Here is a 24,591-nt window from a genome sequence, read left to right as displayed (position 1 = left end):
TCAGATCAGAACGTCGCCTGAACACGACCGACAATCGAATTGCCGCTCCGTCCCAGAAGATTCACATTCCCCGACACACCCTTCGATTCCGAAACGATGTAGCGTGCGTAATCGATCATGAACTTCACATGCTGCGTCGGATACCAGTTGAACCCGCCCTCCCAGACCGACTGCTGGTTTCCGTTGATCCCCGTCCCGCCCTGGTTCGCAACACCGTAGAGATCCGTCACGCTCCAGCGCCCGCTGACCTCCATCGCCCCCCAGTGATTCTTCGAAGGATCGAAATCGTACTCCACACCCGGCGTCGTAAACGCCGCGGTCTTTTCATTGAAAACACGCGGATGTCCGAACAAAGTGTAGTTCGCTGCCACATACCAGCCGTCAAACCCGAGCGACGGCAGATTCGCGATCCCCGCCTGATGCGATCGCTCCACCCCGACATGATAATAACCTGCCTTCACAAGGAAGTTCCGCCAGCGCACCGCAAAATCCGGCCCTGCCGCCCAGATCTGCGCCACGTTCTTCAGCGCCCCCGACGTCAGCAGAGACGTCTCGCCCAGCGGCACCTCCATATTGTCGCTGAACGTATAGGTCCGCCCGCTCGACCCCTGATTGACCTTGAAAGCCGACGTCGCCCCGGCCCCCATATAAACATCCACGTCCTTACTCACATAAGGCCGCCCGGACACGCGCACCACGCCACCCGTCTGACTGTCCGTGATCGTCGTGTCCTTCGTGCGGTCGCCGAATTTCTGCCCCGTGAAATAGGCCGACGCCGCCCAGCGTTTTTCATAATGCTCGCCACCAACGCTGAACCGCGCCACACCACCGGCAATGTTGCGCACCAGATCCACAATCGTCGGACGCTCCAGGAACTCGAACGCATTCGCACGCTCGGCACTCTCCTCATCGCCACGCGGCTGAAAATACCCCACCGTCAGAATCGTATGCCGCAGACCGGTGTAGTTCAGATTGGCCTCGAACAGCCCCACCGTCCCGTCAACCGAACTCGACCCGAAATCCGGCGTCACGTTCACCACCCAGTCCTTGTAGCGCCAGGTCAGATAAATCCGCGCCCGCCGCAGATTCTGCGTGAACTTGTTGAAATTCCCCGCCCCCTCGCCACCGCGCGGACCCGCCCCGAGAAATCCGCCAATATCCTCCTGCGCCGTCAGCCCGATGGAAAAGGAATAGGCCTGATCCTCGGACGCAATGGTCGGACGCCCGTTCGGGAACCCGATCTTCATGCCCCCGACCTGTACCGTCTCATCCTTCGCACTTGCCGCCCGGAAATCCGACCACGACTCAGGCGGCCCCTCCGACGAAGCCACCCGGCTCTGCTCAGGCGGCCGCGGTCCCGACAGGCGATGCACATCCGCCTGCTGCGCAAAGACCGGCGCCGGCTCGGACCCGTCCGCCGGACGCAAAACACGATGAGGCCGCGTATTTTCCAGCGCGACCCGCGAGCGTCCGCCCGTTCTGGTCTCCGTATGCTCATAATGCGCGACCCGCGCCCGTAGCTCGTGAATTTCTCCCAGCATCTCATGGCGCATTTCAGCAAGCTCCTTCCGAAGCGCCGCAACTTCCGCATCCGAAGTCGCGGCATACAGTTCACACGGAAACACCAGCGCAACGGCGGCGGAAGCAGTCAGAAACACCTGACGGACAGGAAGAGACATCACACGTCATCCATTTAACGATCACGCGCAGTATGTTACACATGATCAATAAACCATCCATAATGCGTATTATTAATACGCACAATATGTGCGGAGTTATATTTTTAACACTATAACTTATAGTTAAATAGAGGCAGACACCCGCTCCTGCCGGCAACCAGTACCGGCCGCCCGGCCCCTCGCGCCGGCGTCCCCGCAAAAGCACAAACAGACACACAGCGTCCCGGATGGAAGAAGAGACCGCATCGACGTTCCGGAACCGTACCCTTATATTCCGGAAAACCGTCACTCCGGCCCGCAGCGAGAGTCATGAAACAGAATCCCCGTCCCGCAGGCACCCGTCCTGCCGGCATCCGTCCCGCCCTCTTCCTCGCCATCGCCGCACTCGCGACGCCATACGCGGCACACGCCGCGCCAATGTCCGACATGCAGATGCCCGATATGCAGTCGTCTGGCATGAAAATGCCCGCATCCGGCTTCTCCGGGCACGGTGCCCATGACTGCCCCACCCCCGGCAGCGGCCTCACCCCGGAACTCAGCTCCTGGCGCACGCCGGTCCCCGTCACCGCCGCAACCAGCGAAGCCACCCTGCCGACGGCCATCATCACCCCCGGCAAAGCCGCCCGCGTCCACCTCGCCGGCACCCCGGACGTCCATTTCCCGCTCCGTCCGGCCGAACCCGGCGGCAGCGTCAGCTCCGCCGGAATGGTCCGCTTCACCGTGCCCGCCACCGGCACCTGGCGCGTCATGCTCGGCAACCGCGCCTGGATCGATGTCACCGCCAGCGGCACGGCCCTCGCCTCAACCGGTCACCATCACGGTCCCGCCTGCTCGGGTATCGGCAAAATGGTGGAATTCCCGCTCACAGCCGGCACACCCTACACCCTGCAGCTCAGCGGCAGCGGCACACCCGACCTCGAAGTCATGATCGCCCCCATGATCGCCCCGGCGAACTGACGCCCCGCAAACTTCCGTCCGGCAGCCTTGCCGCAGATCGCAGAGCCAGATCACGGGGCAGATCACAGGGCACGAAATCGCCGGCAACCCTCTGAACCAGGACTGGAAACACCCCGTTCCGGTCCGGGTATTTCTGAAAACCCCAGCCCTCCGGCAGCCGTCCCATGCACCTCCGCCGAACGCTCGCCACGATCGCTCTGCTCGCAACCGCTGCCGCTCCCGCAGGGCCGCCAGTTCCGGCCCCCGCAAACGCCACACTGGCAAACGCCACCCTGTCAGACACCACACCGGCAGTCGCCACGCCAGCAAAGCCTGCCCTGCCACCCTCCGTCCTGAAAGCCCGCGCCGAACTCGGCCATCGCCTGTTCTATGACGCCGACCTCTCCGCCGACGGCAGCATGTCCTGCGCCACCTGCCACGAACAGCGGCACGCCTTCTCGGACGGCAACCCCACCCATCCCGGCGTCACCGACGAACCCGCCATCCGCAACGTTCCCACCCTCGGCAATGTCGGCGATCTCCATACCCTCACCTGGATCGATCAGCACATCACAACCCTGGAACAGCAGTTCTACATCCCCGTCATGGGCCATCATCCCGTCGAAATGGGCATGTCCGGCACAGCGGAACTCGAACGCCGCATTGCAAAGAGCCCCTGCTACCGGACACTTTTCCGAAGAGCCTTCCCCAAAACCGCCGGCCGCATCGACACCCCTTCGATCGCCGCCGCCATCGCGAGCTTCGAACGCACCCTCATCACCCGCGACAGCCCATGGGACGCCCCCGGCCACAGCCTCGCCACCGCCACACCCGCGCAGCAGCGCGGCGACACCCTGTTCTTCGGCAAAGCCCGCTGCGGCACCTGCCACACGCCGCCCCTCTTCACCGATCAGAAATTCTACACCATCGATCCCCGGCATCCGGCCCGCATCCGCACACCGTCACTCCGCAACATCGCCGTCACCGGACCCTGGCTGCACGACGGCACCGCCCCCACACCGGAAGCCGCCATCGAAGCCCACCACACGCTCCCTCCGCTCACACCGTCCGAAACCAGCGATATCGCCGCGTTTCTCTCCCTCCTCACCGACACCCGTTTTCTGACCAGCCCCGCCTTCAGCCTGCCGCCCGAAAGCTGCGACCCGTAAAAAGGGCGTTTATGTATTTTGCAAACGGCAGACAGAGCAGGGCTCTGCCCGCCACCGGGATTATCGCAGCAAACCGGGATCAAAGGGACCGCGTCCCTTTGTGGGTTCGGGGCAAAGCCCCGAAAAACCACCACACCCACCCCCGCAAGCAGACAAACGTCTGACAAAGCCCGGCCCGGTCCTGCTCCGCGTTACCCCTGCTCGACTTCCACGACACGCGGCACCGCCCGCCGTCGCGCAAACGCCAGCACATTGCCGCACAGAATCAGAACCAGCCCCGCCAGCATCAGCCCCGACCAGTGCGCGCCTTCAAAAATCGCCGACACAGCCAGCGCAATCACCGGAGACAGAATCGTCGTATACGCCGCCCGGTCCGCCCCGATCCGCCGCACCAGCATCAGATAGAACAGAAATCCCGCCACCGAGCCGAACACCGACAGATAAAGCAGCCCGCTCAGCCAGCGCAGCGTCAGCGGCGGCATAAAGCTGTGCCCCTGGGTGAGCACATTCACCCCCATCACAAACATGCCGAAAGCCATGCTGCAGAGCACGGCATTCGGCAGATCCATGTCAAACCGCCCGATCCGCCGCGAAATCATGTTACCCAGCGAAAACAGCACCGTCCCCAGAAGCGCCAGCCCGACCCCCGCCAGCATGGCGGCCGCCGCCCCGCCTCCAAGACCGCCGCCAAGCAGCATCGCCACACCACAGACCCCCAGCAGCCCGCCGCCCAGCACCCGCACATCCGGACGCTGCCGGAAAAACAGCCACAGACCAAGCGCGTTCAGAACGGTCGACATGCTGAACACCACCGAAACGATCCCGCTCGGCAGAAACATCTCGGAACTGTAAAACGCCAGAAAATTGCACGAAAACAGGCACGCCCCCATCCCCGCCGGCCACGGCGCCACCTCCCGCGACGGACGCCGCAGCCGTCCCGTCAGCGCCAGCCAGCCGCCCAGCATCAGAACCGAGACGACAAACCGCCAGAAAATCGCGACATCGACCGGCGCGGCGCCCATCTGGAGATGAATCGCAAACCACGACAGCCCCCAGATGAGGACCACAGCCAGAAACAGCAATGCATTCATAAAGCGATATAACCACCCGGAGCACGACTGTTCCAGACATGACGACTGAGCACACGCCCCTGTCATCCGCGAATATGACCGGCCCGGCCAGGAAAACAGCCCGGAACGCAGACACCCTGTCGCGTCAGGAAAACAAGACCGGCATCACGTCCCGGTTTCCCGGCCCTGCAGGGCATGAGCATATCTGTCGCCCCATTTCTTGAGCGCCTGAATAACGGGCTTCAGCGTCTTCCCCAGATCCGTCAGCTCATACTCCACACGCGGGGGAACCTCCGGAAAAACCGTACGGGAAATAAGACCGTCCGCTTCCAGCTCCCGCAGCTGATTGGTCAGCATCCGCTGCGTGACATTCGGCATCCGCCGCCGGAATTCGCCAAAACGCAGCACGCCGTCCTCGAACAGATGATACAGGATCAGCGCCTTCCATTTCCCTCCGAACAGTTCAAGCGTCGCCTCAACCGTACAGCCCGGGCTGCATGTCAGCGTGGTATGGCGAATGCGCGGCATGGTATCATTCCTGACACTAGTGGCGGTTTATGTGCGTTCTTGCACATCAGGCCGGACAGGCCAATGTTCACCTACAGACGTTATTCCGTTTCTGTTTGTGAACAAGGCTGATCATGACATCATCTTCTCTCTTCGGGCCAGTCCGGCTCGGTGATCTGTCCCTTGAAAACCGCATCTTTCTGCCGCCCCTGACACGCTGCCGCAGCAGCCAGCCCGGTGACATCCCCAACGCGCTGATGGCGGACTATTACGCCCAGCGCACGGAGGCCGGCTTCCTCATCACCGAAGGCACGCAGATCGAACCGCGCGGACAGGGTTACGCCTGGACCTCCGGCATTTACAGCCCGGAGCAGATCGCCGGCTGGAAACTGATCACGGACGCCGTGCATCAGAAAAAACGGCCCATCTTCGCCCAGCTCTGGCATGTCGGCCGCGTCTCCCATCACCTTCTGCAACCCGGCCACCAGCCACCCGTCGCCCCCTCCACCGTAGCCGCGACCGGCGTGAATGTTTTCATCCCGACCGGACCGGGCACAGGAAAACTCGTTCCGCCGGACACACCCCGCGCTCTGACGATCCCGGAAATTCACGATCTGGTGGCGCTCTATGCGCAGGCAGCCCGCAACGCCCTGGCGGCAGGCTTCGACGGCGTCGAAATCCACGCCGCCAACGGCTATCTGATCAATCAGTTCCTGTCCGAACGGGCCAATTTCCGCACAGACGCCTATGGCGGCAGCCTGTCCAACCGCCTGCGGTTCCTGCGCGAGGTGGTGGAAGCCGTCTCCGCCGTCGTCTCACCGGACAGGATGGGCGTTCGCTTCTCTCCGCTGTTCAGCACAACGACGGAGGAACGCGTCTATCTCGGCCTGCTGGAGAGCAATCCGGCGGAAACCTACACGGCAGCCGTCCGCGTGCTGGCGGAAGCCGGTATCGCCTATGTTTCACTGGCCGAGGCCGACTGGGATAATGCGCCCGACATGCCGGACTCATTCCGGGCCGCCGTGCGCGACATTTTCCCGAACCGCATTCTCTGCGCAGGCCGATACAACCTTACCAGAGCGCAGCACGTGCTCGGGAACGGATGGGCGGACATGATCGGCTTCGGCCGGACATTCATCGCCAACCCGGACCTGCCCGCGCGGCTGGAACATGGCTGGCCGCTCACGCCCCTCGATGCCGCCACCCTCTACGGCGGCGGCGCGCACGGCTACACCGATTACCCTTTCCACAACAGGGACATTCAGAAATGATCGTTTATCAGACTCTCAATCCGACAACGGAAACCGTTGAACGCACATTCGATCTTCATACGCCGGAACAGATGAAGGTCATCGTCGACCGCGCCGATCAGGTCTGGAAAACCGACTGGAAGAAACGCAGCATCGCGGAGCGGAAAGTCGTTATGTCGAAAGCCGCCGACCTGCTGCGAAAGGATCGTCAGGCCCATGCCCGTCTGATCGCCACGGAAATGGGCAAGGCGCTGCCGGACGCGCTGGAAGAAATCGACATCACCGCAGATATCCTCGCCTTCTATGCGAACGGGGCCGAAGAATTCCTCGCTCCGACACCGCTCAGAGTGAAGGACGGCAAAGCAAAGATCATCAATCAGCCGCTCGGCGTCATCTACTGTATCGAACCCTGGAACTTCCCCTATTACCAGCTCGCGCGCGTCGCCGGCCCGAACCTCATGGCAGGCAATGTCGTCATCGCCAAACACGCGCCCAACGTGCCGCAATGCGCCCTGGCGTTTGAAAAGCTGTTCCACGATGCCGGCGCGCCCGCTGGCGCATACACGAACATCTTCCTCAGCAACGAACAGTCTTCCGATCTGATAAAGGATTTCCGCATCCGCGGCGTCGCCCTGACCGGCAGCGAACGCGCCGGACAGACCGTCGCCGCCGAAGCCGGCGCCGCGCTGAAGAAGGACACGATGGAACTCGGCGGCAGCGACGCCTTCATCGTTCTCGACGACGCCGACCTGGAACTGGCCGTAAAATGGGCGACATGGGGCCGTTTCTCCAATAACGGACAGGTCTGCACCGCCGCCAAGCGCATGATCGTGCATGAAAAGATCTTCGATGCCTTCCTCAAAGGACTGAAAAACGCGATCACGCAGTTCCGCATCGGCGACCCGCTCGCGGAAGGCACCACACACGGCCCGATGAGCAGCCGGAAAGCCATGGAACTGGCGCTTGAACAGACAAAGGAAGCCGTAAAGGGCGGCGCCACCCTCGTCGCCGGCGGAAAACGGATCGACCGCGAGGGGTTCTTCATGGAACCGACCATCCTGACCGGCGTGTCAAAAGACAATCCTGTCTTCTATCAGGAAATTTTCGGCCCCGTCGCTGTCGTGCACAAAGTTGCGTCGGAACACGAAGCTATCGAACTGGCAAATGATTCCCCTTACGGTCTCGGCGGTTCCGTCTTCTCACGCAATATCGCGCGGGCGGAAAAAGTCGCCGAACAGATCGAAACCGGCATGATGTTCATCAACACCGCGACCGCCGCCGCCCCGGAACTTCCCTTCGGCGGCATCAAAAACTCGGGTTTCGGCCGGGAACTGTCTTTCCTCGGCATTGAGGAATTCATCAACCGCAAACTCATCCGGATCGGCTGACCCGGCCGGCAAACCGGGACCAGAGGCACTTAGCGATAAGCCTTTAATAATAAAGCAACAAAAGTTTCCAGTCGCCGCCTTTTTTTTCAAAAAGGCGGCATCTTCTGAAGCTTTTTGAAAAAAGCTTCACCAAAAACTTCTTTATAATTAAGCGGAGGTTTCACGATCAGACTTCTTCAAAATCCTCTGACAAACCAGCCTGTAAAACTCCCCGCTCTCACCCCAGCAGCAGCGAAGGCCGCTCCCGCGCCTGCCGCCGCTCCCCGCGCACCGGCAGCCAAACCGTAATCCGCGTCCCTTCCCCCACCACGCTGTCAATAAACAGCCGCCCGTCATGCCGGTCGACAATGTGCCGGACAATCGCCAGCCCCAGCCCGTAACCCGGCGCCGTCGCCCCCTGACCGCCCTCGACCCGGTAAAACCGTTCCGTCAGACGCGGCAGATGCTGCGCCTCGATCCCCGGCCCGTTATCCGTCACCGTAAACGACACGCCGTCCTTCCCGCCAACAACCCCCTCCGACGTCACCAGAGACACCACAGGAACCCGTTTTCCCGTGACCGCATATTTCGTGGCGTTCTCAACAAGATTCAGAAGAACCTGAACGATCTGGTCCTCATCCCCCTGAAACGCGACCGGATGCGCCTCCGTCTCCAGCACAATCCCCCGCGCCGAACAGAGCGGCGCCGACTCATCGCGCACCCGCGCCACCACCTGCGCCGCATCCACCTCGTCCCGCGGCCTGCGATGCTCCGTCATCTCCACACGCGACAGCGCCAGCAACTGCTCAATCAGCCGCTGCATCCGCCCCGCCTGGGTCGCCATGATTTCCAGAAACTGCTTCTGCGCCGCCGGATCATCCGCAGCCGGCCCGCGCAGCGTCTCGATAAACCCGATCAGCGCCGCCAGCGGCGTCCGCAACTCATGACTCGCATAGGCCACGAAATCCGCCCGGACCCGCTCGACCGCCTCCTTCTCCGACCTGTCCGATAAAATCGCCAGAACCGGAACACCGGCCTGCGACAGCGCCTCGGGAACCAGCCGGAACACCAGCCGCACAACCCGCCTGACCGGAACATCGAGCACGATATCCGCCGTCGCCAGAACCGTCTCCGCATCAAGGCGCTGCAACGCCGCGAATACATCGGGATGCCGGATGATCGTCCCCAGCGCATCCCCGAAAACCGCCAGCGCCTCCGCGTTCGCGAACCGCAGACTGCCATTCCGCGCCAGCAGTACCGCGCAGTCGGGAAGAAAGCCGAGCATCTCCTCCAGCCCGACATCCCGCGTTATGCTCTCGTCCCGGCGCGAAGCCGGCAGAAACGCCGGCCGCTGCGGCAGCCGGCGTCCCCCGGCCAGCCAGCCAGGCATCAGGCCGAGACAAAAAGCCCCCAGCAGGCACAGCGCCAGTTCGGCTCCCGTCATGTTTCCCCCGCCCGCCGGCGCTCACTCACCCGTCAGACAGGCCCGCCAGACAGGAAAACACCGCTCATATCATTCCGGACTGTTATCGAGCGCATAGCCCGCCGAACGGACCGTGCGGATCAGATCCCGCTCCTCCGGCCCGTTGATCTCCTTGCGCAGCCTGCGGATATGAACATCCACCGTCCGCACCTCCACATGAATGTTCTCGCCCCAGATCGCCTTCAGAATGTCCTCGCGCGAAAACACCCGCCCCGGCCGACGCATGAAAAACTCCAGAAGCCGGAACTCCGTCGGCCCGAGCTGCAGCGCGCGACCGCCGCGCTCCCCCCGGTGCCGCACCAGATCGAGCGTGATGTCATCGAATTCCAGCACATCGCTCGGCCCGGCCACACGCCGCAGCATCGCCCGGATACGCGCCTCCAGCGTCGCCATGCTGCACGGCTTGGTCAGATAATCATCCGCCCCGTTCTCCAGCCCCCGGATCGCATCCGCTTCCTCAGACCGCGCCGTCAGCATGATCACCGGAACATCCCGGCTCCCCGGAAGCTCCCGCAGCCGCCGGCATACGTCGATCCCCGAAAGAGTCCCCGGCAGCATCCAGTCCAGCAGCACCAGAGCCGGACGGAACGATCCGGCCAGCGCCAGCGCCGACGCCCCGTCTCCCGCCGTCTCCACGGCATAACCCGCCTTTTCGAGATTATACCGCACCATGATCTGCAGCGAGGGATCATCCTCGACCAGCAGAATCCGCGCGCCCGCGCCGCCCGCCGTCTCAGACATCAGCGTGCGTCCGGAATCGCCGGCGGCGTCTGCTGCGGCCCCAGTCCGCCGCGCGGCCGCACCGCCGGCAGCATCTCGCCCGTCACCGCATAGTAAATCCGCTCGGCGATATTGGTCGTATGATCGCCGATCCGCTCCAGATTCTTCGCGACGAACAGAAGATGAATGCACGACCCGATATTGCGCGGATCTTCCATCATATAGGTCATCAGCTCGCGGAACATCGCCGTGTAAAGCTCGTCCACCGCCGTGTCGGACTGCCACACCGCAACCGCCAGATCCCGGTCCCGCGTCGCCAGCGCATCAATCGCCCGGCGCAGATTGTCCTGCACCAGCCGCCCCATGCTCCGCAGCCCGATCAGCGAAATCCCGCCATCCATGTCCAGCTTCAGCGCCCGCCGCGCGATCGAGGCCGCATAGTCCCCGATCCGTTCCAGATCACCCGTGATCTTCAATGCCGCCACAATCTCGCGCAGATCGATCGCCATCGGCGAGCGCAGCGCCAGAATCCGGATCGCCAGCGCCTCCGCCTCACGCTCCAGCTCGTCCACCTCCGGGTCCAGATCCGGCGCCTCGATCGCCGCCTCCTCGTCCCCGTCCACCACAGCCTTCACAGCCTGCGCGGTCTGACGCTCCACAAGCCCGCCCATCCGCGCCATCATGCCGCGAAGACGCTCCAGCTCCTGCTCGTAACTCTTGACGGTATGCGTTGCCTCGGTCATCGCCCCAAACCCCCGCTCAGCCGAACCGGCCGGTAATGTAGTCCTGCGTCCGCGTCTCGCGCGGCGCCGTGAAAATCCGGTCCGTGCTGTCCATCTCGACCAGCTCGCCAAGATAGAAAAACGCCACCTGATCCGCGCAGCGCGCCGCCTGCTGCATATTGTGTGTCACAATGGCGATGGTGAATTCCTTCTTGAGCTCGTCCAGAAGCTCCTCGATCCGCGCCGTGGAGACCGGATCGAGCGCGCTCGTCGGCTCATCGAGCAGAACCACCTCAGGCCGCGTCGCAATCGTCCGGGCAATGCACAGACGCTGCTGCTGACCGCCCGACAGCGCCGTCGCCGACGCCTTCAGACGGTCCTTCACCTCGCCCCACAGCGCCACGCGCCGCAGCACATCCTCAACCCGCCCGTCCATCTCGGACCGGGACGGCGTCTCATGCAGCTTCACACCAAACGCGATGTTGTCATAAATCGACATCGGAAACGGCGTCGGCTTCTGAAACACCATGCCAACCCGCGCCCGCAGACGGTTCACATCCATCCCCGGCGCAATGATGTTCCGCCCGTCGAAAATCACCTCACCCGTCGCCCGCTGCCCCGGATACAGATCATACATCCGGTTCAGAACCCGCAGCAGCGTCGACTTGCCACAGCCCGAAGGCCCGATCATCCCCGTCACCTTCCGGGTCGAAAACTCCATCGAAATCCCGCGCAGCGCCTTGTGATCGCCATAGAAGAAATCGAGATTCCGCACCGAAATCGCCGGCTTCTCCGCAACCCCGTTCCCTGATGCACCGTTTCCGGCCACACCATTTCCTGACACGGCCCGCTCCGTCACAACCGTCCCGCTCATCCGCCTAAGCTCCCTTCCGGCCAAAGCCGACCCGAACAAGAATGTTGATCGCCAGCACGCCCAGAGTCACCAGCAGCGCCCCCGTCCAGGCAAGCTGCACCCAGTCATCATAAGCCGACCCGGCATACTGGTAGATCGTCACCGGCAGACTCGCCATCGGCTGCGCCAGACTCACCGACCAGTCCATATTGCCCAGCGACGTGAACAGCAGCGGCGCCGTCTCACCCGCCACCCGCGCCACCGCCAGCAGAATCCCGGTCATCACACCCGTCCGCGCCGCCCGCAGACAGATGAACACAATCACCCGCCATTTCGACGCCCCGAGCCCGATCCCCGCCTCCCGCAGCGCCACCGGCACCAGACCCAGCATGTCCTCCGTCGTCCGCACCACAATCGGCAGCGCCAGAATCGCCAGCGCCACAGACCCGGCAAAACCGGAGAAATGTCCCGTCGGAACCACAATGAGCTGATAGATGAACAGACCGATCAGAATGGACGGCGCGGAAAGCAGCATGTCGGAGACAAACCGCGTCGTGGACGCCATCCAGCCGCGACCGTAATCGGACAGATAAATCCCGCACATCATCCCCAGCGGCGCCCCGATCAGGATCGCCACCGCCGTCTGGATCAGGCTGCCGACAATCGCGTTCGCCAGACCGCCATTCATTCCCGGCGACGCCGTCGAATGAATGAACGTCACCAGAGACAGCCCTGCCACACCACGCACCAGAAGCGTCAGCAGAATCGAACACAGCGCCAGCAGCGCCACACAGGTCGCCGTCAGGCTCAGCCCGGTCGCCAGACGATCCATGAACCGGCGCCGCATCGCCAGCGCCCCGTGCGGCTTCCAGCGATCCGGCGCCGCCTGAACCGCCCCGTTCTGTCGCACACTCTGCCGCCCGTTCTGATGGCCGCTCATTGCCTGCCCTCCCGGCGTTCCGCAAAGCCCAGCAAAATCCGCGACGCCGCCAGCGCCAGGAAGGACAGCGCCATCAGAATCGTACCCAGCGCCATCAATGAGGACAGCTTCACACTCCCCGCCGGGCTCTCCGGAAACTCCAGCGCGATCAGCGAGGCGATCGTGTTGCCCGGCGCGAACAGCGACCAGCCGATTTTGTTGGCGTTGCCGATCACGAACGTCACCGCCATCGTCTCGCCCATCGCCCGTCCCATGCCGAGCACCACACTGCCCACCACAGCCTTGCTGGACCAGGGCAGAATCACATTCCGCATCACCTCCCAGCGCGTCGCGCCGAGTCCGAAGGCGCTCTCCTTCAGAACCGCCGGAATGGAGGTGAACACATCGCACATCACCGCCGTGATGAACGGCGTCACCATCACCGTCAGAATAATCCCGCCCGTCAGAAGCCCCGTCCCGAACGGCGCCCCCTGAACCAGCGCGCCCAGCCCCGGAACATGCCCGAACCAGTGCCGCGCGAAAGGCTGCACATACCGCGCCATCAGCGGCACGATGACAAAAAATCCCCACATGCCGAAAATGATCGACGGCACCGCCGCCAGAAGCTGAACCGCCATGCCCACCACGGCCGAAAGCCGCGCCGGCGCCATCTGCGTCAGCCAGAACGCCGCCCCGAACGCCAGCGGCACCGCCATCAGCAGCCCCAGCGTGCTCGTCACGATCGTGCCGAACACCGGAGCCAGCGCCCCGTAATGCTGCGTCACCGGATTCCAGACGGACGACACCAGAAAAGCGGGACCGAAGGTCGAAAACGCCTTCATCCCGCCGGCGACCATGACCAGAATGATCCCGCCAAGCAGAGCCAGAACCGCAATCCCGCTGGCCGTCACCAGCCCGCGAAACAGCCTGTCTCCGTCGAATCCGCGCGCCGGTCCCGGACCGGTAAAGTCCTCTCCGGCCAGGCCATTCCCGGCAACCATGACTTCAGCAGCCATAACTCCGGCCGCTCCGTCCGGCACGACATGCCCGCCACTTCCGCCGGATCCCGCTCCCGGAGCCTCCCCCGAAGCGTGCGATGTTCCATCCATAAAGGCGCTCCGCTCCTCACGCCCGCGACCAATACTGAACGCCCCCCGCAGCGGCAACCGCAGAACAGCCCCGCCGGCATGACATTTTTATTGCACCCGCCGCAAGTCGTGATCGCAGAGCCGGACCGGCAGAAAAACAGCAAGCTGCCCCTCGAAAAGACCCGGAACCCCACTGTTATTAACAATACAGAAAAAATATTATTTATATTGATCAGCAATACAGCACCACCATTACCCGAACCAGACTGAGAAACACCGAAACATTCCCTGTCTGTATCCTCTGCATCCCGAACAGATCGGACAAACACCCCAAAAGACAGACCACTTCCCTCCCGCAACCCGTCATTATGCCGACAGACTCTGTATTTCCCTGAATACAGCAAAGGAAATTGAAACTTCACGCCCCCGTGAGCCTCTCCCCCACCGCAACCCGGTCCGGCTCCACACGTAACAGACGAAGACCCCACCCCCGCCACGCAGCCTGAGCCACCGGACAAGACCCGGCGCCCGGCCACGCCCCACCCGGAAAGGTCAGCCCGGCCATGACCAGTCTCTCCCCCGGCCCCGCCCGCTTCCGCCGCCGTACCGTCCTCCAGGGAAGCGTCGCCTCCACCGCCATGACTTCCCCGCGCACACGCCACGGCCCGCCCGGAAGCCCGTCAGGCCCCCACGCCACCGCCGCCCCCCGGCGTTCCGGCCACGCCGCTGACCCTGATCGTCAACGCCACCCGCACCAGCCTCACTGTCGACAACAGCACCACCCTGCTCGACCTGCTGCGCGAACGCCTCGAACTCACCGGCGCCAAAAAAGGCTGCGATCACGGCCAGTGCGGCACAGGCCCCGCATCGCCATGCAACACGAAATCCAGATCCACGCATCCCAGAGAGCGATCGAAGTGGCGGAAGGTATAGGTCCCGTCCGACCATGGGAATGATCGTCTGCACAGGGAACGAATACCTTCATCCACTGCGCGGATTCATCGAATTCAAGTGTCCACAACGTCTTACATGCGACGCGGAAACGTCGCATGTAAGACGTTGTGCCGGCAACACTCTCGATTATGACTGGAAACTTCTTCCGTTCTTTTCGTTCCTAGGCTCAGGGCTCATTGATTTTTGGGCAGGATTTTGATTCAGGCTCTGAGAGGGGACTGGAAATGAGCGACCTGTACTGGCTGACGGACGAACAGATGGATCGTCTGCAGCTCTTTTTCCCAAAGAGCCACGGCAGACCCCGCGTTGATGACTGCCGTGTGCTGAGCGGCATCATCTTTGTCAATCGGAACGGCCTGCGCTGGCGTGATGCGCCGCGGGAATACGGTCCACACAAGACACTGTACAACCGCTGGAAGCGCTGGGGCGCCATGGGGATCTTCACCCGGATGATGGACGGGCTGGCTGCCGGGAAGGCAGAGCCCCGGACCATCATGATTGATGCGACCTGTCTGAAGGCGCACCGCACGGCTTCGAGCCTGCGGCTAAAAAAGGGATCCGGGCCGCCTGACCGGCCGCACCAAAGGCGGGATGAACACGAAGCTGCATGCCGTCACCGATCAGAACGGACGACCGCTGAGCTGCTTCATGACAGCAGGACCGATCAGTGATTATAGCCGGTGCCGCTGCCCTGCCGGACAGTCTTCCTCCTGCACAATGGATGCCGGGAGAGCGGGGTTATGATGCTGACCGGTTCAGGGATGCCCTGGAGGAAAAAGGAATCAGACCCTGCATTCCAGGACGGAGATCCCGCGGGAAACCTGTCAGATACGACAGGCGGAAATACAAACGGCGCAACCGTATCGAGATCATGTTCGGAAAGCTCAGGGACTGGCGGCGGGTCGCAACCCGCTACGACAGATGCCCGGCCGTCTTCTTCTCAGCCATCTGTCTCGCTGAAACCGTCATGGTCTGGCCAGGAGTCCTGAGCCTAGCGCGATCACGCCTACGTGGCATGACTCTCGCCGGATCTGGTTAATGGCGCCGGACCAGAGGGTGGCATGCCTGGCGCACCTCCCACGGCTCATTAAGAATAAACCCATATGGAAGTTGCGCTGGTAGGACTGAGACTTTTTCCTCGTGTCTGTCGCTTCAGGCATCTTTGCTGGCATCCATAATTTTCTGGAATGTAACTGGTCTTTTTGAGAGAATCACGCCGACAGGGATAGAGCGTGCAGATGTGGATTTCTGGCCTCTGTGCGTTCGAGCGGCATCGGCAGGTTCAAAGTTTCCTTCGCGCGATCTATATCGACATTCTTCCGACTATGTAGCTGCTGGTCATGTCTACCCGTCTCTTACGATAGTTTTCTTACCAGACAGTTCCGAGGTGGAATGCCGGCGAGATGGGCAGGCATAAAGGTTGTTGTGACAGTGCTGTTGGGTGCTCGCGAGTTGCGGTATGAAACTGACCGATCAATATAGTAACTTTTGGACGCAAACGAGAAATATATAAATACCGCATTTTCTTCATTTATACACTAAGATATGGTTTTTTTGGGGTGTTTAAATATTCTGGATATTATTTTTCAGTTTTGAAAAATAATATCTCGGTGGGCGTTTAGCCCTTTCTTCTCCGCCGAGGTAGGCACATACTCCCCACTGTAATCACGATATCCTCCACATCCTGTAAAGATACCTGCGTGCAGTGTCCGATATTTCCGATCATGTTTCGCCTTCACCGCATCTTCTGGTCGTAGAAGACGATCCTGAAATACGGAACCTTCTTTTGCGTTTCTTTTCATATGGTGGATACTTCGTCAGTTCTGCCATTAATCTGGCGGAGGTAAAGTCTTGTTTAGAGAGTAGTGATATTCATATGATCCTGCTTGATCTTATGCTTCCACAGGAGAGTGGACAGGAGGTCTGTCAGTATATTCGTCAGACCACGGATGCTCCGATTATTATGGTGACGGCTCTGGCGGATATTCAGGACAAGGTCGCGGGTCTCAATCTGGGAGCTGATGATTATATCAGCAAACCCTTCGATCTTGCCGAGCTTGAAGCCCGGGTCCGTGCGGTCCTGAGGCGTGGGAAGCAGCTCCGGCAGCCTTCTTCATTGCCAGACGAATATGTATTCGGCCCCTGGAAATTCGTGCCGGCCAAAAGGGCGCTTTACAGAGCGCCTGGCATCCGGCTGACCCTGAGTGGCGCCGAGACGGATCTGATGCTTGTCTTCTGGCAGCATCAGCAAACTCTTCTCTCCAGAACAGAGATTATCGGACTGATTCATGGAAGCCCGACTGCGCTGGAAGAAAGAACCATCGATCTGCTTGTCAGCCGGTTACGGCGGAAGCTTGCGGAAGGGGGGCGTCAGCTTGAACTGATCCGGACCGTTCGCGGAGATGGATACATCTTCGATCCTCTGGCGTGCAATCAATGAGTTTCCGGTCTCGTTTCGTGCTGCTCCGGCGTCTGTTTCCTCAGACACTTTTTGGTCAGATGGTGGCTATCCTCGCGACCAGTCTCCTTCTGACGCTCTGTGTGGTCATTCTTCTGCTTCGGGCGCTGCGGCCGGCTATTCCTCCGCTTCCCGTCGGTCCCTGGCCCGATACTCTCGCTATCGAGACGGCCATCCGGTCGCTCCGGTCCATTCCCCTTTCCGTCCGTCAGCAGGCAGCGGAAGGAATGTCTTCCGCCGGAATTCATTTCCAGCTGAACAAGGCTTTTCCCTGCACGCCGCTGCCTGCGGACCACGAAACGGAGCTCGTCCATCGTATTCTGCGGCACGATTTTCCGGGTGATGCCGCGTCCATGAATGTTGTGAAATGCGAAACGGGAGACAGAGTATTCACGAACATTATTCTGCCGGCAGATAATATTCATATTGCGGTTATTTCAAATTTCAATCTTCATGACGTCATTCACATGACTCTTCCCATCACCGTTCCTTTCCTGTCTCTGCTGGTCATGACCGGTGCTCTGTCGGTGTGGAGCGTGTGGCGCGTCAACCGTCCACTGTCGATCCTTGCCCGCAAGGCGGATACGCTTGGCTATGACACGACATCTCCTCTTCTCGAAGAGCAGGGGCCACGCGAAGTTCGACGGGTTATCCGGGCTTTTAACAGGATGCAGAGCCGTATCCGGATGGCCGCAGAAGAGCGGACGCGGATGCTCATGTCGATCGGTCACGACCTGCGGACGCCTCTCACGCGCCTTTCCATGCGTGTGGAACTGGGGGGCGATGATGCTTCTCCGCGCGCCATGCGTAACGATCTTACGCTTATGAAGCAGATGCTCAATGGCGCGCTGACATTTCTCGATGGTCAGAGAGAGGCGGAGCCTTTCGAGGTCGTAGAGCTTGGTTCGCTTCTGGAAAGCCTCTGCGAAGAATTTTCATCGACGGGAAAACAGGTCGCCTATGAAGGCGTGCATGAAACAGCCTGTTTCTGTCAGCCTGTTTCTATTTCGCGTGCAGTGAACAATCTCATAGAGAATGGGCTGAAATATGGAAAGAACGTGCACGTCGATGCGTGGCCCGAAAATGATCAGATCATTATCGAAGTGGCGGATTCCGGTCCGGGAATTCCTGACCATATGCGTCTTGAGATGCTCCAGCCTTTTGCACGCATGGATCGGGCCAGAAGTGCAGATGGCAGTCTCGGTCTTGGTCTTTCCATTGTGCAGGATGTTGTGGCCCGTCATCAGGGAAGCATCACCCTTCGGGATGCGGCGCCGAGGGGGCTGATTGTCCGGCTGACGCTCCCTGCGCATGCGCCTCATTCCCGGGAATCAGGTCTCCGGTAGGGCCGTCACTCCGGTATCGCGTTTCCTCTTTTCCGGTTGCAACAAGCAGAAACAATGACTCATGTTTTTACCTGAATTTCCCGTCTGTTTTCCGTTTTCTATCTGCAATGACCGGTTCGTGCGTTCTGTTCGTCATTCCTGTCTTGTCGCCGGGATGTTTCTGACCGGAACGATCTTCACGTCTTTTCCCTGTACCGTCGGTTCCGCCCGGGCGGAACCGGCGACGGCTGAAAGTGCCACACCTGTGGGCGTGGCGGGCGTCCGGAAAGGGAATATGCCTTTTGTGCTGAGCGAGCTTGGGACGGTCATTCCCATCGCCACCGTCACGGTTCAGACGCGTCTCGACGGTTATCTGACGCAGGTGCTTTTTACGGAAGGACAGGAGGTGAAGAAGGACGACCTTCTGGCCGTCATAGATCCGCGTCCTTATGAAGCGTTCCTCAAACAGTATGAGGGACAACTGGCTGCCGACATCGCCCAGCTCGATGAAGCGCGGATGGATGATGCGCGCTACCAGAAACTTCTCAGGCGCGACGCCGTCGATGCCCAGACAGCGCAGGACCAGCATTACAAGGTCCAGCAGCTTATCGGTACCGTCAAATCCGATCAGGGGCTGGTCGATACTTATAAACTTGACATTGAATACTGTCATATCCGTGCCCCCGTCAGCGGGCGCGTTGGCATACGCGCCGTGGACAGGGGCAATTACGTGACTGCGGCGCAGAGTGGCGGCCTTGCCATCCTGACGCAGATGAAGCCGATCTCGGTTATTTTCACGGTTCCGCAGGACCGGCTCGGACAGGTCAGGGAGCTGCCCGTGGAAGCCTGGGACAGCGCAGATGCGGAAAAGCTCGCAACGGGCAAAGTCAGCAGTCTGGACAGCGAGGTGGACACGTCCACGGGCACGGTGCGTCTGAGGGCCATTTTCGACAATCCCGATGAAGATCTGTTTCCGAACCAGTTCGTCAACGCGCATCTGCTGGTCGAGACGGAGCAGAATGTTCTGCTGACCGCTGCCAGTGCGATCCAGACGGGGCCGGACGGTTCATTCGTCTATGTCGTGCAGGCGGACAGCACGGTGAAGGCCGTTCCTGTGAAGACCGGAATCAGTCAGGGCAACACTGTCGTCATCATGTCCGGAGTCAGGGAAGGGGATCGTGTCGTCATTTCGGGTGTCGATCGTCTTCATGACGGCGCCAGAATCTCCATTCCCGCTGACAATACATCTGCCGCTCCATGAATTTCTCACGTCTGTTCATTCAGCGACCCGTCGCCACCACACTTTTGATGCTCGCTCTCCTGCTGGCGGGCATGATCGGCTACCGTTTTCTGCCGGTTTCGGCGCTCCCCGAAGTCGATTATCCGACGATCGTTGTGCGCACTTTCTATCCGGGCGCCAGCGCGGATGTGATGATGACGTCTGTGACGGCGCCGCTGGAAGACCAGATGGGCGAGATGGCCGGTCTCGAGCAGATGACCTCGCAATCCTCCGGCGGTGCTTCCGTCATTACGTTGCGGTTCGGCCTGACGACTTCTCTCGATGTCGCGGAGCAGGAGGTGCAGGAAGCCATCAACGCCGCGAATTCCCTGCTGCCATCGGCGCTTCCTGCTCCGCCGATCTATTCCAAGGTCAATCCGGCGGACACACCTGTGCTGATTCTTGGCATCACTTCGGACACGATGCCGCTGACGGAAGTCGAGGATTATGTCGCGACCCGTCTGCAGCAGAAGATCAGCGAAATTTCCGGTGTGGGTGAAGTCTCCCTTTCGGGGGGAAACAAGAAAGCCTATCGTGTCCGCGTCAATGTTCAGAAGGCGACAACGTACGGGCTTGACCTCGACACGCTGCGGACGACGATCGGCAACGTGAATGTGAATACGCCTAGCGGCACATTCAACGGCAGCGAACAGGCGCGCACCATCCGCGTCAACAGCCAGATTTCCAGCACGGACCAGCTCATGCGGCAGGTCATCGGCTGGTCGAGCGCCAATAATGGCCCTGTGCGGTTGCAGGATATCGCAACCGTTGTGGAAGGGCCGGAAGATACCCAGCTTGCCGGATGGGCGAATGACAGGCCTGCGATCATCGTCAACATTCGCCGGCAGCCCTCGGCCAACATTCTCAGCACGGTTGACGCCATCAAGGCGGCGCTTCCCCGGCTCGAACAGGACATGCCGGCCGGTATCCACATCACCTCCCTGACCGACCGGACGATCACGATCCGGGCTTCGGTGGCCGATGTCGAATTTGAACTGGCGCTGGCTCTGGCGCTTGTTGTCGCTGTCATCTTCGTCTTTCTGCATGACCCGGCGGCGACGCTTGTTCCTGCCCTGTCAGTGCCGCTGTCCATCGTCGGGACGCTGGCGGTGATGCAGCTGATGGGGTTTTCACTCGATAATCTTTCCCTGATGTCACTGACGATCGCGACGGGTTTTGTCGTCGACGATGCCATCGTGATGATTGAAAACATCGCACGGTATGTGGAAATGGGGCGTGATCGTATGACGGCCGCGCTCGAAGGGGCGGGGGAGATTGGTTTCACCATCATTTCCCTGACGGTTTCTCTCATTGCGGTTCTGATCCCGCTGCTTTTCATGAGCGATGTGATTGGCCGCCTGTTCTATGAATTCGCGGTGACGCTGGCGGTGACGATCATGATCTCCGCCATGGTGTCTCTTACTCTGGTGCCGATGCTTTGCGCCCGCGTGCTGCGTGATGAGGCGCATCAGTCCGCCAAGCCGCGCTGGGCCCTGAAAGCCGACCGGATGATCCTGTCGCTGATCGCTTTTTATGACCGCAGTCTGGTCCGTGTGCTGCGGCATCAGACCCTTACTCTTTTCGTCTTTCTCGGTACGGTTGCGCTGACCGGTCTTCTGGTCGTTGTTATTCCGAAGGGACTGTTTCCGGAGCAGGACACGGGTGTCCTTCAGGGCGTTTCGGTTATGGACGCCTCCATTTCCTTTGATGCGATGGAAGTGCTTCAGAAGAAGCTGGCTGCCGCGATCCTCAAAGATCCTGATGTTGCCAGTCTCTCATCCTATATTGGCGTGGATGGAGACAACACCACGCTGAATCGCGGGCGGTTCCAGATCAATCTGCTCGGTGAGAACAGGCGGAGTCTGTCCGCAACGAAGGTCGCGCAGCGTATTCTGGAGGAAACCCGTACCATTCCCGGCACGAAACTCTATCTTCAGCCGGTTCAGGATCTGACGCTCAATACCAGTGTCTCGGCCACGCAGTATCAGTTTCTGATCGAGAATTCCGATGCCGGCAGACTGGCGACATGGTCGTCGCGTCTTGTGGCGGAGATGCGGAAATCGCCCGCGCTTGTGGATGTCGCCTCGGATCTTCAGGCGCAGGGTGCGGCGGAAGACGTTACTCTGGACAGGGCGACAGGTGCACGCTTCGCCATCATGCCGCAGACCGTGGATAATATTCTTTATGATTCCTTCGGGCAGCGTCAGATTTCAACGATCTATACGCAGTCCAATCAGTATCGGGTCATTCTGGAGGCTGTTCCTCAGCTTCAGCAGTCTCCGGATTCACTGGATAAACTCTACATGGCGGGCAGCGCGACTACGGGGAGCAGTACGTCCGGCCCGACACGCACGCCGACTTCCGGCCTGGTTCCGCTGTCATCCGTCACGAAGATTACGCCGTCCTCCGCGCCTTTGCTGATCACACATGTTGCGCAGTTCCCGGCCGCGACCATCTCGTTCAACGTTGCCCCGGGATATTCGCTGGGAGCGGCGGTCTCTGCGATCGACACGGCGCGTAAGGCGCTTGCTGTGCCGGCCACCGCCCGGACATCCTTTACGGGCACGGCAGCAGTTTTCGAAAGCAGTATGGGCAACGAGGCATGGCTGATTCTCGCCGCGCTTGTGGCCGTCTATATCGTGCTTGGCGTGCTCTACGAGAGTTTCATCCATCCCCTCACCATTCTGTCCACCCTGCCTTCAGCCGCTGTCGGCGCACTGCTCATCCTGTGGGTGACGGGCAGCGGTCTGGACATTATGGGTGTGATCGGGATCGTTCTTCTTATCGGTATCGTCAAGAAGAATGCGATCATGATGATCGACTTTGCGCTTGAGGCTGAACGCGAGGAGGGTCTTTCTCCGGTCGCCTCCATCACAAAGGCTGCTCATCTCCGGTTCCGGCCTATTCTCATGACCACGCTGGCGGCCATGTTCGGTGCGATCCCCATGGTCATAGGATCTGGCGTGGGGTCGGAACTGAGGCGTCCACTGGGTTATGCGATTGTGGGTGGACTCACGGTCAGCCAGCTTCTCACGCTTTTCACGACACCCGTCATCTATCTTTTCATGGAGCGTTTCCGGCTGCGTATTGCTTCGTGGCGTCGCCATCCTTCCGGTGAAGGGACAGTCTGATGTTCCTTGTCGCTCTGTGTATTCGTCGCCCGATCGGTACGACGCTCATTGTTCTTGGTCTCATAATGGCGGGAATGCTGGGCTACCGGCTGTTGCCGATTGCCGATCTTCCTAATGTGGATCTTCCAGTTGTTCAGGTTCAGGCGCAGCAGCCCGGTGGTACGCCTGAAGAGATTGCCAGCACGATCGCCGAACCTCTGGAGCGGCATCTTGGTACGATTTCCGGGCTGACGGAAATGACGTCCCAGTCTGTCACGGGGCAGGTCAACATCTCGCTCCAGTTCGATACATCGCGCGATGTCAACAGTGCCGCTCGCGATGTTCAGGCAGCGATCCATGCGGCCCGCGCCGATCTTCCGGCCACGCTCAGGCAGGACCCGACCTATCACGAGGCCAACACTGCGGGCATGCCGATCCTCATTCTGGCCCTGACGTCGAAGACGCGCACGCCGGCCAAAATCTATGATGCCGCGACGAACGTTCTGGAACAGCATCTCTCCCAGATCGCCGGGGTGGGGCAGGTTGAACTGGGCGGAGGCGCTCTTCCGGCGGTCCGGGTGGAGATGAATCCGCTCAGGATTTTCAAATACGGCATCGGCTTCGAGGATATACGGGCGGCGCTTGCCGCGGCCAACGCCAACACGCCCAAGGGTTTTCTGACCCGCGACAGTCAGCGGATCATCCTGCGCACGAACGATCAGGTGCAGAGCGCCAGGGATCTCAGGGGACTGATCGTCGCCTACCGCAACATGCGGCCGGTCAGACTCGAAGATATCGCCACTGTCAGTGACGGGGTTGAGGATGTTGAAAACGGGGGATTCTATAACGGCGAGCGGGCCGTTCTCGTCATCATCTTTCCCCGGACGGGCGCGAACATCGTTCAGACGATCGACCAGGTCAAGGCGCAGTTTCCCTTCCTGACCGCAGCGCTGCCGGCGGACGTCGAACTCCATGTCGGGATGGATCGCTCCTTCACGATCCGGGCTGCTCTGGCTGACACGAAGAACACGCTTTTCCTTTCCGTCCTGCTTGTCGTTGCCGTCGTTCTGGTCTTTCTGCGTTCTCCGCGTACCACGCTTGTGCCTGCGGTCGTGATTCCGGCGTCTCTGATCACGACATTCGGCGTGATGGAGCTTCTTCATTATTCCCTCGACAATCTTTCCCTGATGGCGCTGACGATTTCGACGGGTTTCGTGGTTGATGATGCGATTGTCGTGATCGAGAACATCAGCCGCCACATGGAAAAAGGGGAGACGCTGGCTGTCGCCGTGCTTGCCGGAGCACAGGAAGTCGCCTTTACCGTGCTGTCGGTTTCCATTTCCCTGATTGCGGTCTTCTTTCCCATTCTGATGCTGGGAGGACTGATCGGGAATGTTCTGCATGAATTCGCCGTCACCATTTCGGTGACGGTTCTTGTCTCAATGGGACTGTCCCTGACCCTGACGCCCATGATGTGTTCGCGGGTGCTCCGGACATCGGATGTCCTGCATGCCGGTTCATCGAAACGGGGTCTGTGGGCGCGGATTTCAGGTTGGCTTGAACATGTCTTCGGGCGGCTGCAGCAGGCTTATGAGATGGGGTGGTTGCCGTCCTCCCCGCACGGCATCGCAATGTGCCAGAATGGTCGTTGGAAGAAACGACTGCGCGAAAGGACGGCAGATGAAGGATACAGTGATAGGCG

At 60.6% G+C, this 24,591-nt stretch carries 20 protein-coding genes and 2 pseudogenes; 11 read left to right on the top strand and 11 right to left on the bottom strand.

The window, feature by feature from the left end:
* Positions 1–5: 5 nt before the first annotated feature.
* Positions 6–1,679 carry a porin gene (locus GOB93_RS12415; protein ID WP_173583824.1) on the bottom strand — a complete coding sequence of 558 codons (1,674 nt, stop codon included), beginning with the start codon at positions 1,677–1,679 and terminating at the stop codon, positions 6–8.
* 309 nt (positions 1,680–1,988) lie between these two features.
* Here GOB93_RS12415 and GOB93_RS12410 point away from each other — a divergent pair, with 309 nt between their 5' ends.
* Positions 1,989–2,636, top strand: a complete 648-nt coding sequence (locus tag GOB93_RS12410) for a hypothetical protein (protein ID WP_173583823.1) — start codon at positions 1,989–1,991, stop codon at positions 2,634–2,636.
* 164 nt (positions 2,637–2,800) lie between these two features.
* Entirely contained in the window at positions 2,801–3,784 is a 984-nt protein-coding gene (locus tag GOB93_RS12405; protein ID WP_173583822.1) for a cytochrome-c peroxidase, read from the top strand.
* Between the two features lie 191 nt (positions 3,785–3,975).
* Here GOB93_RS12405 and GOB93_RS12400 read toward each other — a convergent pair whose 3' ends face one another.
* Entirely contained in the window at positions 3,976–4,875 is a 900-nt protein-coding gene (locus GOB93_RS12400; protein ID WP_173583821.1) for a DMT family transporter, read from the bottom strand.
* A gap of 144 nt (positions 4,876–5,019) precedes the next feature.
* Positions 5,020–5,382: a winged helix-turn-helix transcriptional regulator gene (locus tag GOB93_RS12395; protein ID WP_173583820.1), complete on the bottom strand. Its 363-nt coding sequence runs from the start codon at positions 5,380–5,382 to the stop codon at positions 5,020–5,022.
* Positions 5,383–5,495: 113 nt separating this feature from the next.
* Here GOB93_RS12395 and GOB93_RS12390 point away from each other — a divergent pair, with 113 nt between their 5' ends.
* Together GOB93_RS12390 and GOB93_RS12385 are read left to right on the top strand one after the other, a co-directional pair.
* Positions 5,496–6,632 (top strand): alkene reductase, encoded by a 1,137-nt coding sequence (locus GOB93_RS12390; protein WP_173583819.1) that lies wholly within the window; start codon positions 5,496–5,498, stop codon positions 6,630–6,632.
* On the top strand, positions 6,629–7,999 hold the full coding sequence (locus GOB93_RS12385) for an NAD-dependent succinate-semialdehyde dehydrogenase (RefSeq protein ID WP_173583818.1): 1,371 nt from the start codon (positions 6,629–6,631) through the stop codon (positions 7,997–7,999). The genes GOB93_RS12390 and GOB93_RS12385 overlap by 4 nt, the downstream gene beginning before the upstream one ends.
* 217 nt (positions 8,000–8,216) lie before the next feature.
* On the opposite strand, the gene GOB93_RS12380 is transcribed toward GOB93_RS12385, so the two are convergent.
* The 7 genes from GOB93_RS12380 to GOB93_RS12350 form a co-directional block, all read right to left on the bottom strand.
* On the bottom strand, positions 8,217–9,422 hold the full coding sequence (locus tag GOB93_RS12380) for a sensor histidine kinase (protein ID WP_173583817.1): 1,206 nt from the start codon (positions 9,420–9,422) through the stop codon (positions 8,217–8,219).
* A gap of 69 nt (positions 9,423–9,491) precedes the next feature.
* Complete coding sequence (locus tag GOB93_RS12375) at positions 9,492–10,205, bottom strand: response regulator (RefSeq protein WP_408742402.1); 714 nt, start codon at positions 10,203–10,205, stop codon at positions 9,492–9,494.
* On the bottom strand, positions 10,202–10,924 hold the full coding sequence (gene phoU / locus GOB93_RS12370) for a phosphate signaling complex protein PhoU (RefSeq protein ID WP_173583815.1): 723 nt from the start codon (positions 10,922–10,924) through the stop codon (positions 10,202–10,204). Before phoU ends, GOB93_RS12375 begins: the two co-directional genes overlap by 4 nt.
* 16 nt (positions 10,925–10,940) lie before the next feature.
* Positions 10,941–11,777 (bottom strand): phosphate ABC transporter ATP-binding protein PstB, encoded by an 837-nt coding sequence (gene pstB / locus GOB93_RS12365; protein ID WP_194300055.1) that lies wholly within the window; start codon positions 11,775–11,777, stop codon positions 10,941–10,943.
* A 4-nt stretch (positions 11,778–11,781) separates the two neighbouring features.
* The gene (gene pstA, locus GOB93_RS12360) at positions 11,782–12,603 is read right to left on the bottom strand and encodes a phosphate ABC transporter permease PstA (RefSeq protein WP_242010756.1); all 822 of its coding nucleotides are present in this window, start codon (positions 12,601–12,603) and stop codon (positions 11,782–11,784) included.
* Between the two features lie 89 nt (positions 12,604–12,692).
* The gene (gene pstC, locus GOB93_RS12355; RefSeq protein WP_173583890.1) at positions 12,693–13,676 is read right to left on the bottom strand and encodes a phosphate ABC transporter permease subunit PstC; all 984 of its coding nucleotides are present in this window, start codon (positions 13,674–13,676) and stop codon (positions 12,693–12,695) included.
* 505 nt (positions 13,677–14,181) lie between these two features.
* Positions 14,182–14,328 (bottom strand): hypothetical protein, encoded by a 147-nt coding sequence (locus GOB93_RS12350; RefSeq protein ID WP_173583813.1) that lies wholly within the window; start codon positions 14,326–14,328, stop codon positions 14,182–14,184.
* Positions 14,329–14,489: 161 nt separating this feature from the next.
* Here GOB93_RS12350 and GOB93_RS22390 point away from each other — a divergent pair.
* Positions 14,490–14,618 (top strand): annotated as a pseudogene (locus GOB93_RS22390) (2Fe-2S iron-sulfur cluster-binding protein); the annotation flags it as partial.
* Here the strand turns inward: GOB93_RS22390 and GOB93_RS22385 are convergent.
* Positions 14,603–14,659 carry a hypothetical protein gene (locus GOB93_RS22385; RefSeq protein WP_338422371.1) on the bottom strand — a complete coding sequence of 19 codons (57 nt, stop codon included), beginning with the start codon at positions 14,657–14,659 and terminating at the stop codon, positions 14,603–14,605. The pseudogene GOB93_RS22390 and the gene GOB93_RS22385 sit on opposite strands and share 16 nt — an antisense overlap.
* A 282-nt stretch (positions 14,660–14,941) precedes the next feature.
* Between GOB93_RS22385 and GOB93_RS12335 the strand changes: the two are divergent.
* The 6 genes and pseudogenes from GOB93_RS12335 to GOB93_RS12310 all read left to right on the top strand — a co-directional run.
* Positions 14,942–15,756: pseudogene (locus GOB93_RS12335) on the top strand (IS5 family transposase).
* Positions 15,757–16,422: 666 nt separating this feature from the next.
* Entirely contained in the window at positions 16,423–17,157 is a 735-nt protein-coding gene (locus GOB93_RS12330) for a response regulator transcription factor (RefSeq protein WP_338422369.1), read from the top strand.
* Entirely contained in the window at positions 17,154–18,521 is a 1,368-nt protein-coding gene (locus GOB93_RS12325; RefSeq protein WP_173583810.1) for an ATP-binding protein, read from the top strand. Before GOB93_RS12330 ends, GOB93_RS12325 begins: the two co-directional genes overlap by 4 nt.
* Positions 18,522–18,639: 118 nt before the next feature.
* Positions 18,640–19,761, top strand: coding sequence for an efflux RND transporter periplasmic adaptor subunit (locus GOB93_RS12320; protein WP_338422368.1), 1,122 nt, complete (start codon positions 18,640–18,642; stop codon positions 19,759–19,761).
* Positions 19,758–22,910 carry an efflux RND transporter permease subunit gene (locus GOB93_RS12315; RefSeq protein ID WP_173583808.1) on the top strand — a complete coding sequence of 1,051 codons (3,153 nt, stop codon included), beginning with the start codon at positions 19,758–19,760 and terminating at the stop codon, positions 22,908–22,910. Before GOB93_RS12320 ends, GOB93_RS12315 begins: the two co-directional genes overlap by 4 nt.
* Positions 22,910–24,591, top strand: a 1,682-nt coding sequence (locus GOB93_RS12310) for an efflux RND transporter permease subunit (protein ID WP_242010748.1), incomplete at its 3' end; no start/stop codon positions are given. The genes GOB93_RS12315 and GOB93_RS12310, both read left to right, overlap by 1 nt.

Origin of the sequence: Acetobacter musti, assembly GCF_011516835.1 — a bacterium.
Lineage (GTDB): Bacteria > Pseudomonadota > Alphaproteobacteria > Acetobacterales > Acetobacteraceae > Acetobacter > Acetobacter musti.
Note: the sequence above shows the minus strand (reverse complement) of the source record. Positions and strands in the feature narration are given on the sequence as shown.

What these genes read in the sequence shown, in the direction of transcription:
- GOB93_RS12415 (WP_173583824.1), bottom strand. Translation starts at nt 1,679, where the DNA reads ATGTCTCTTCCTGTCCGTCAGGTGTTTCTGACTGCTTCCGCCGCCGTT.
- GOB93_RS12410 (WP_173583823.1), top strand. Translation starts at nt 1,989, where the DNA reads ATGAAACAGAATCCCCGTCCCGCAGGCACCCGTCCTGCCGGCATCCGT.
- GOB93_RS12405 (WP_173583822.1), top strand. Translation starts at nt 2,801, where the DNA reads ATGCACCTCCGCCGAACGCTCGCCACGATCGCTCTGCTCGCAACCGCT.
- GOB93_RS12400 (WP_173583821.1), bottom strand. Translation starts at nt 4,875, where the DNA reads ATGAATGCATTGCTGTTTCTGGCTGTGGTCCTCATCTGGGGGCTGTCG.
- GOB93_RS12395 (WP_173583820.1), bottom strand. Translation starts at nt 5,382, where the DNA reads ATGCCGCGCATTCGCCATACCACGCTGACATGCAGCCCGGGCTGTACG.
- GOB93_RS12390 (WP_173583819.1), top strand. Translation starts at nt 5,496, where the DNA reads ATGACATCATCTTCTCTCTTCGGGCCAGTCCGGCTCGGTGATCTGTCC.
- GOB93_RS12385 (WP_173583818.1), top strand. Translation starts at nt 6,629, where the DNA reads ATGATCGTTTATCAGACTCTCAATCCGACAACGGAAACCGTTGAACGC.
- GOB93_RS12380 (WP_173583817.1), bottom strand. Translation starts at nt 9,422, where the DNA reads ATGACGGGAGCCGAACTGGCGCTGTGCCTGCTGGGGGCTTTTTGTCTC.
- phoU (WP_173583815.1), bottom strand. Translation starts at nt 10,924, where the DNA reads ATGACCGAGGCAACGCATACCGTCAAGAGTTACGAGCAGGAGCTGGAG.
- pstB (WP_194300055.1), bottom strand. Translation starts at nt 11,777, where the DNA reads ATGAGCGGGACGGTTGTGACGGAGCGGGCCGTGTCAGGAAATGGTGTG.
- pstA (WP_242010756.1), bottom strand. Translation starts at nt 12,603, where the DNA reads ATGCGGCGCCGGTTCATGGATCGTCTGGCGACCGGGCTGAGCCTGACG.
- pstC (WP_173583890.1), bottom strand. Translation starts at nt 13,676, where the DNA reads ATGGTTGCCGGGAATGGCCTGGCCGGAGAGGACTTTACCGGTCCGGGA.
- GOB93_RS12350 (WP_173583813.1), bottom strand. Translation starts at nt 14,328, where the DNA reads ATGGCCGGGCTGACCTTTCCGGGTGGGGCGTGGCCGGGCGCCGGGTCT.
- GOB93_RS12325 (WP_173583810.1), top strand. Translation starts at nt 17,154, where the DNA reads ATGAGTTTCCGGTCTCGTTTCGTGCTGCTCCGGCGTCTGTTTCCTCAG.
- GOB93_RS12315 (WP_173583808.1), top strand. Translation starts at nt 19,758, where the DNA reads ATGAATTTCTCACGTCTGTTCATTCAGCGACCCGTCGCCACCACACTT.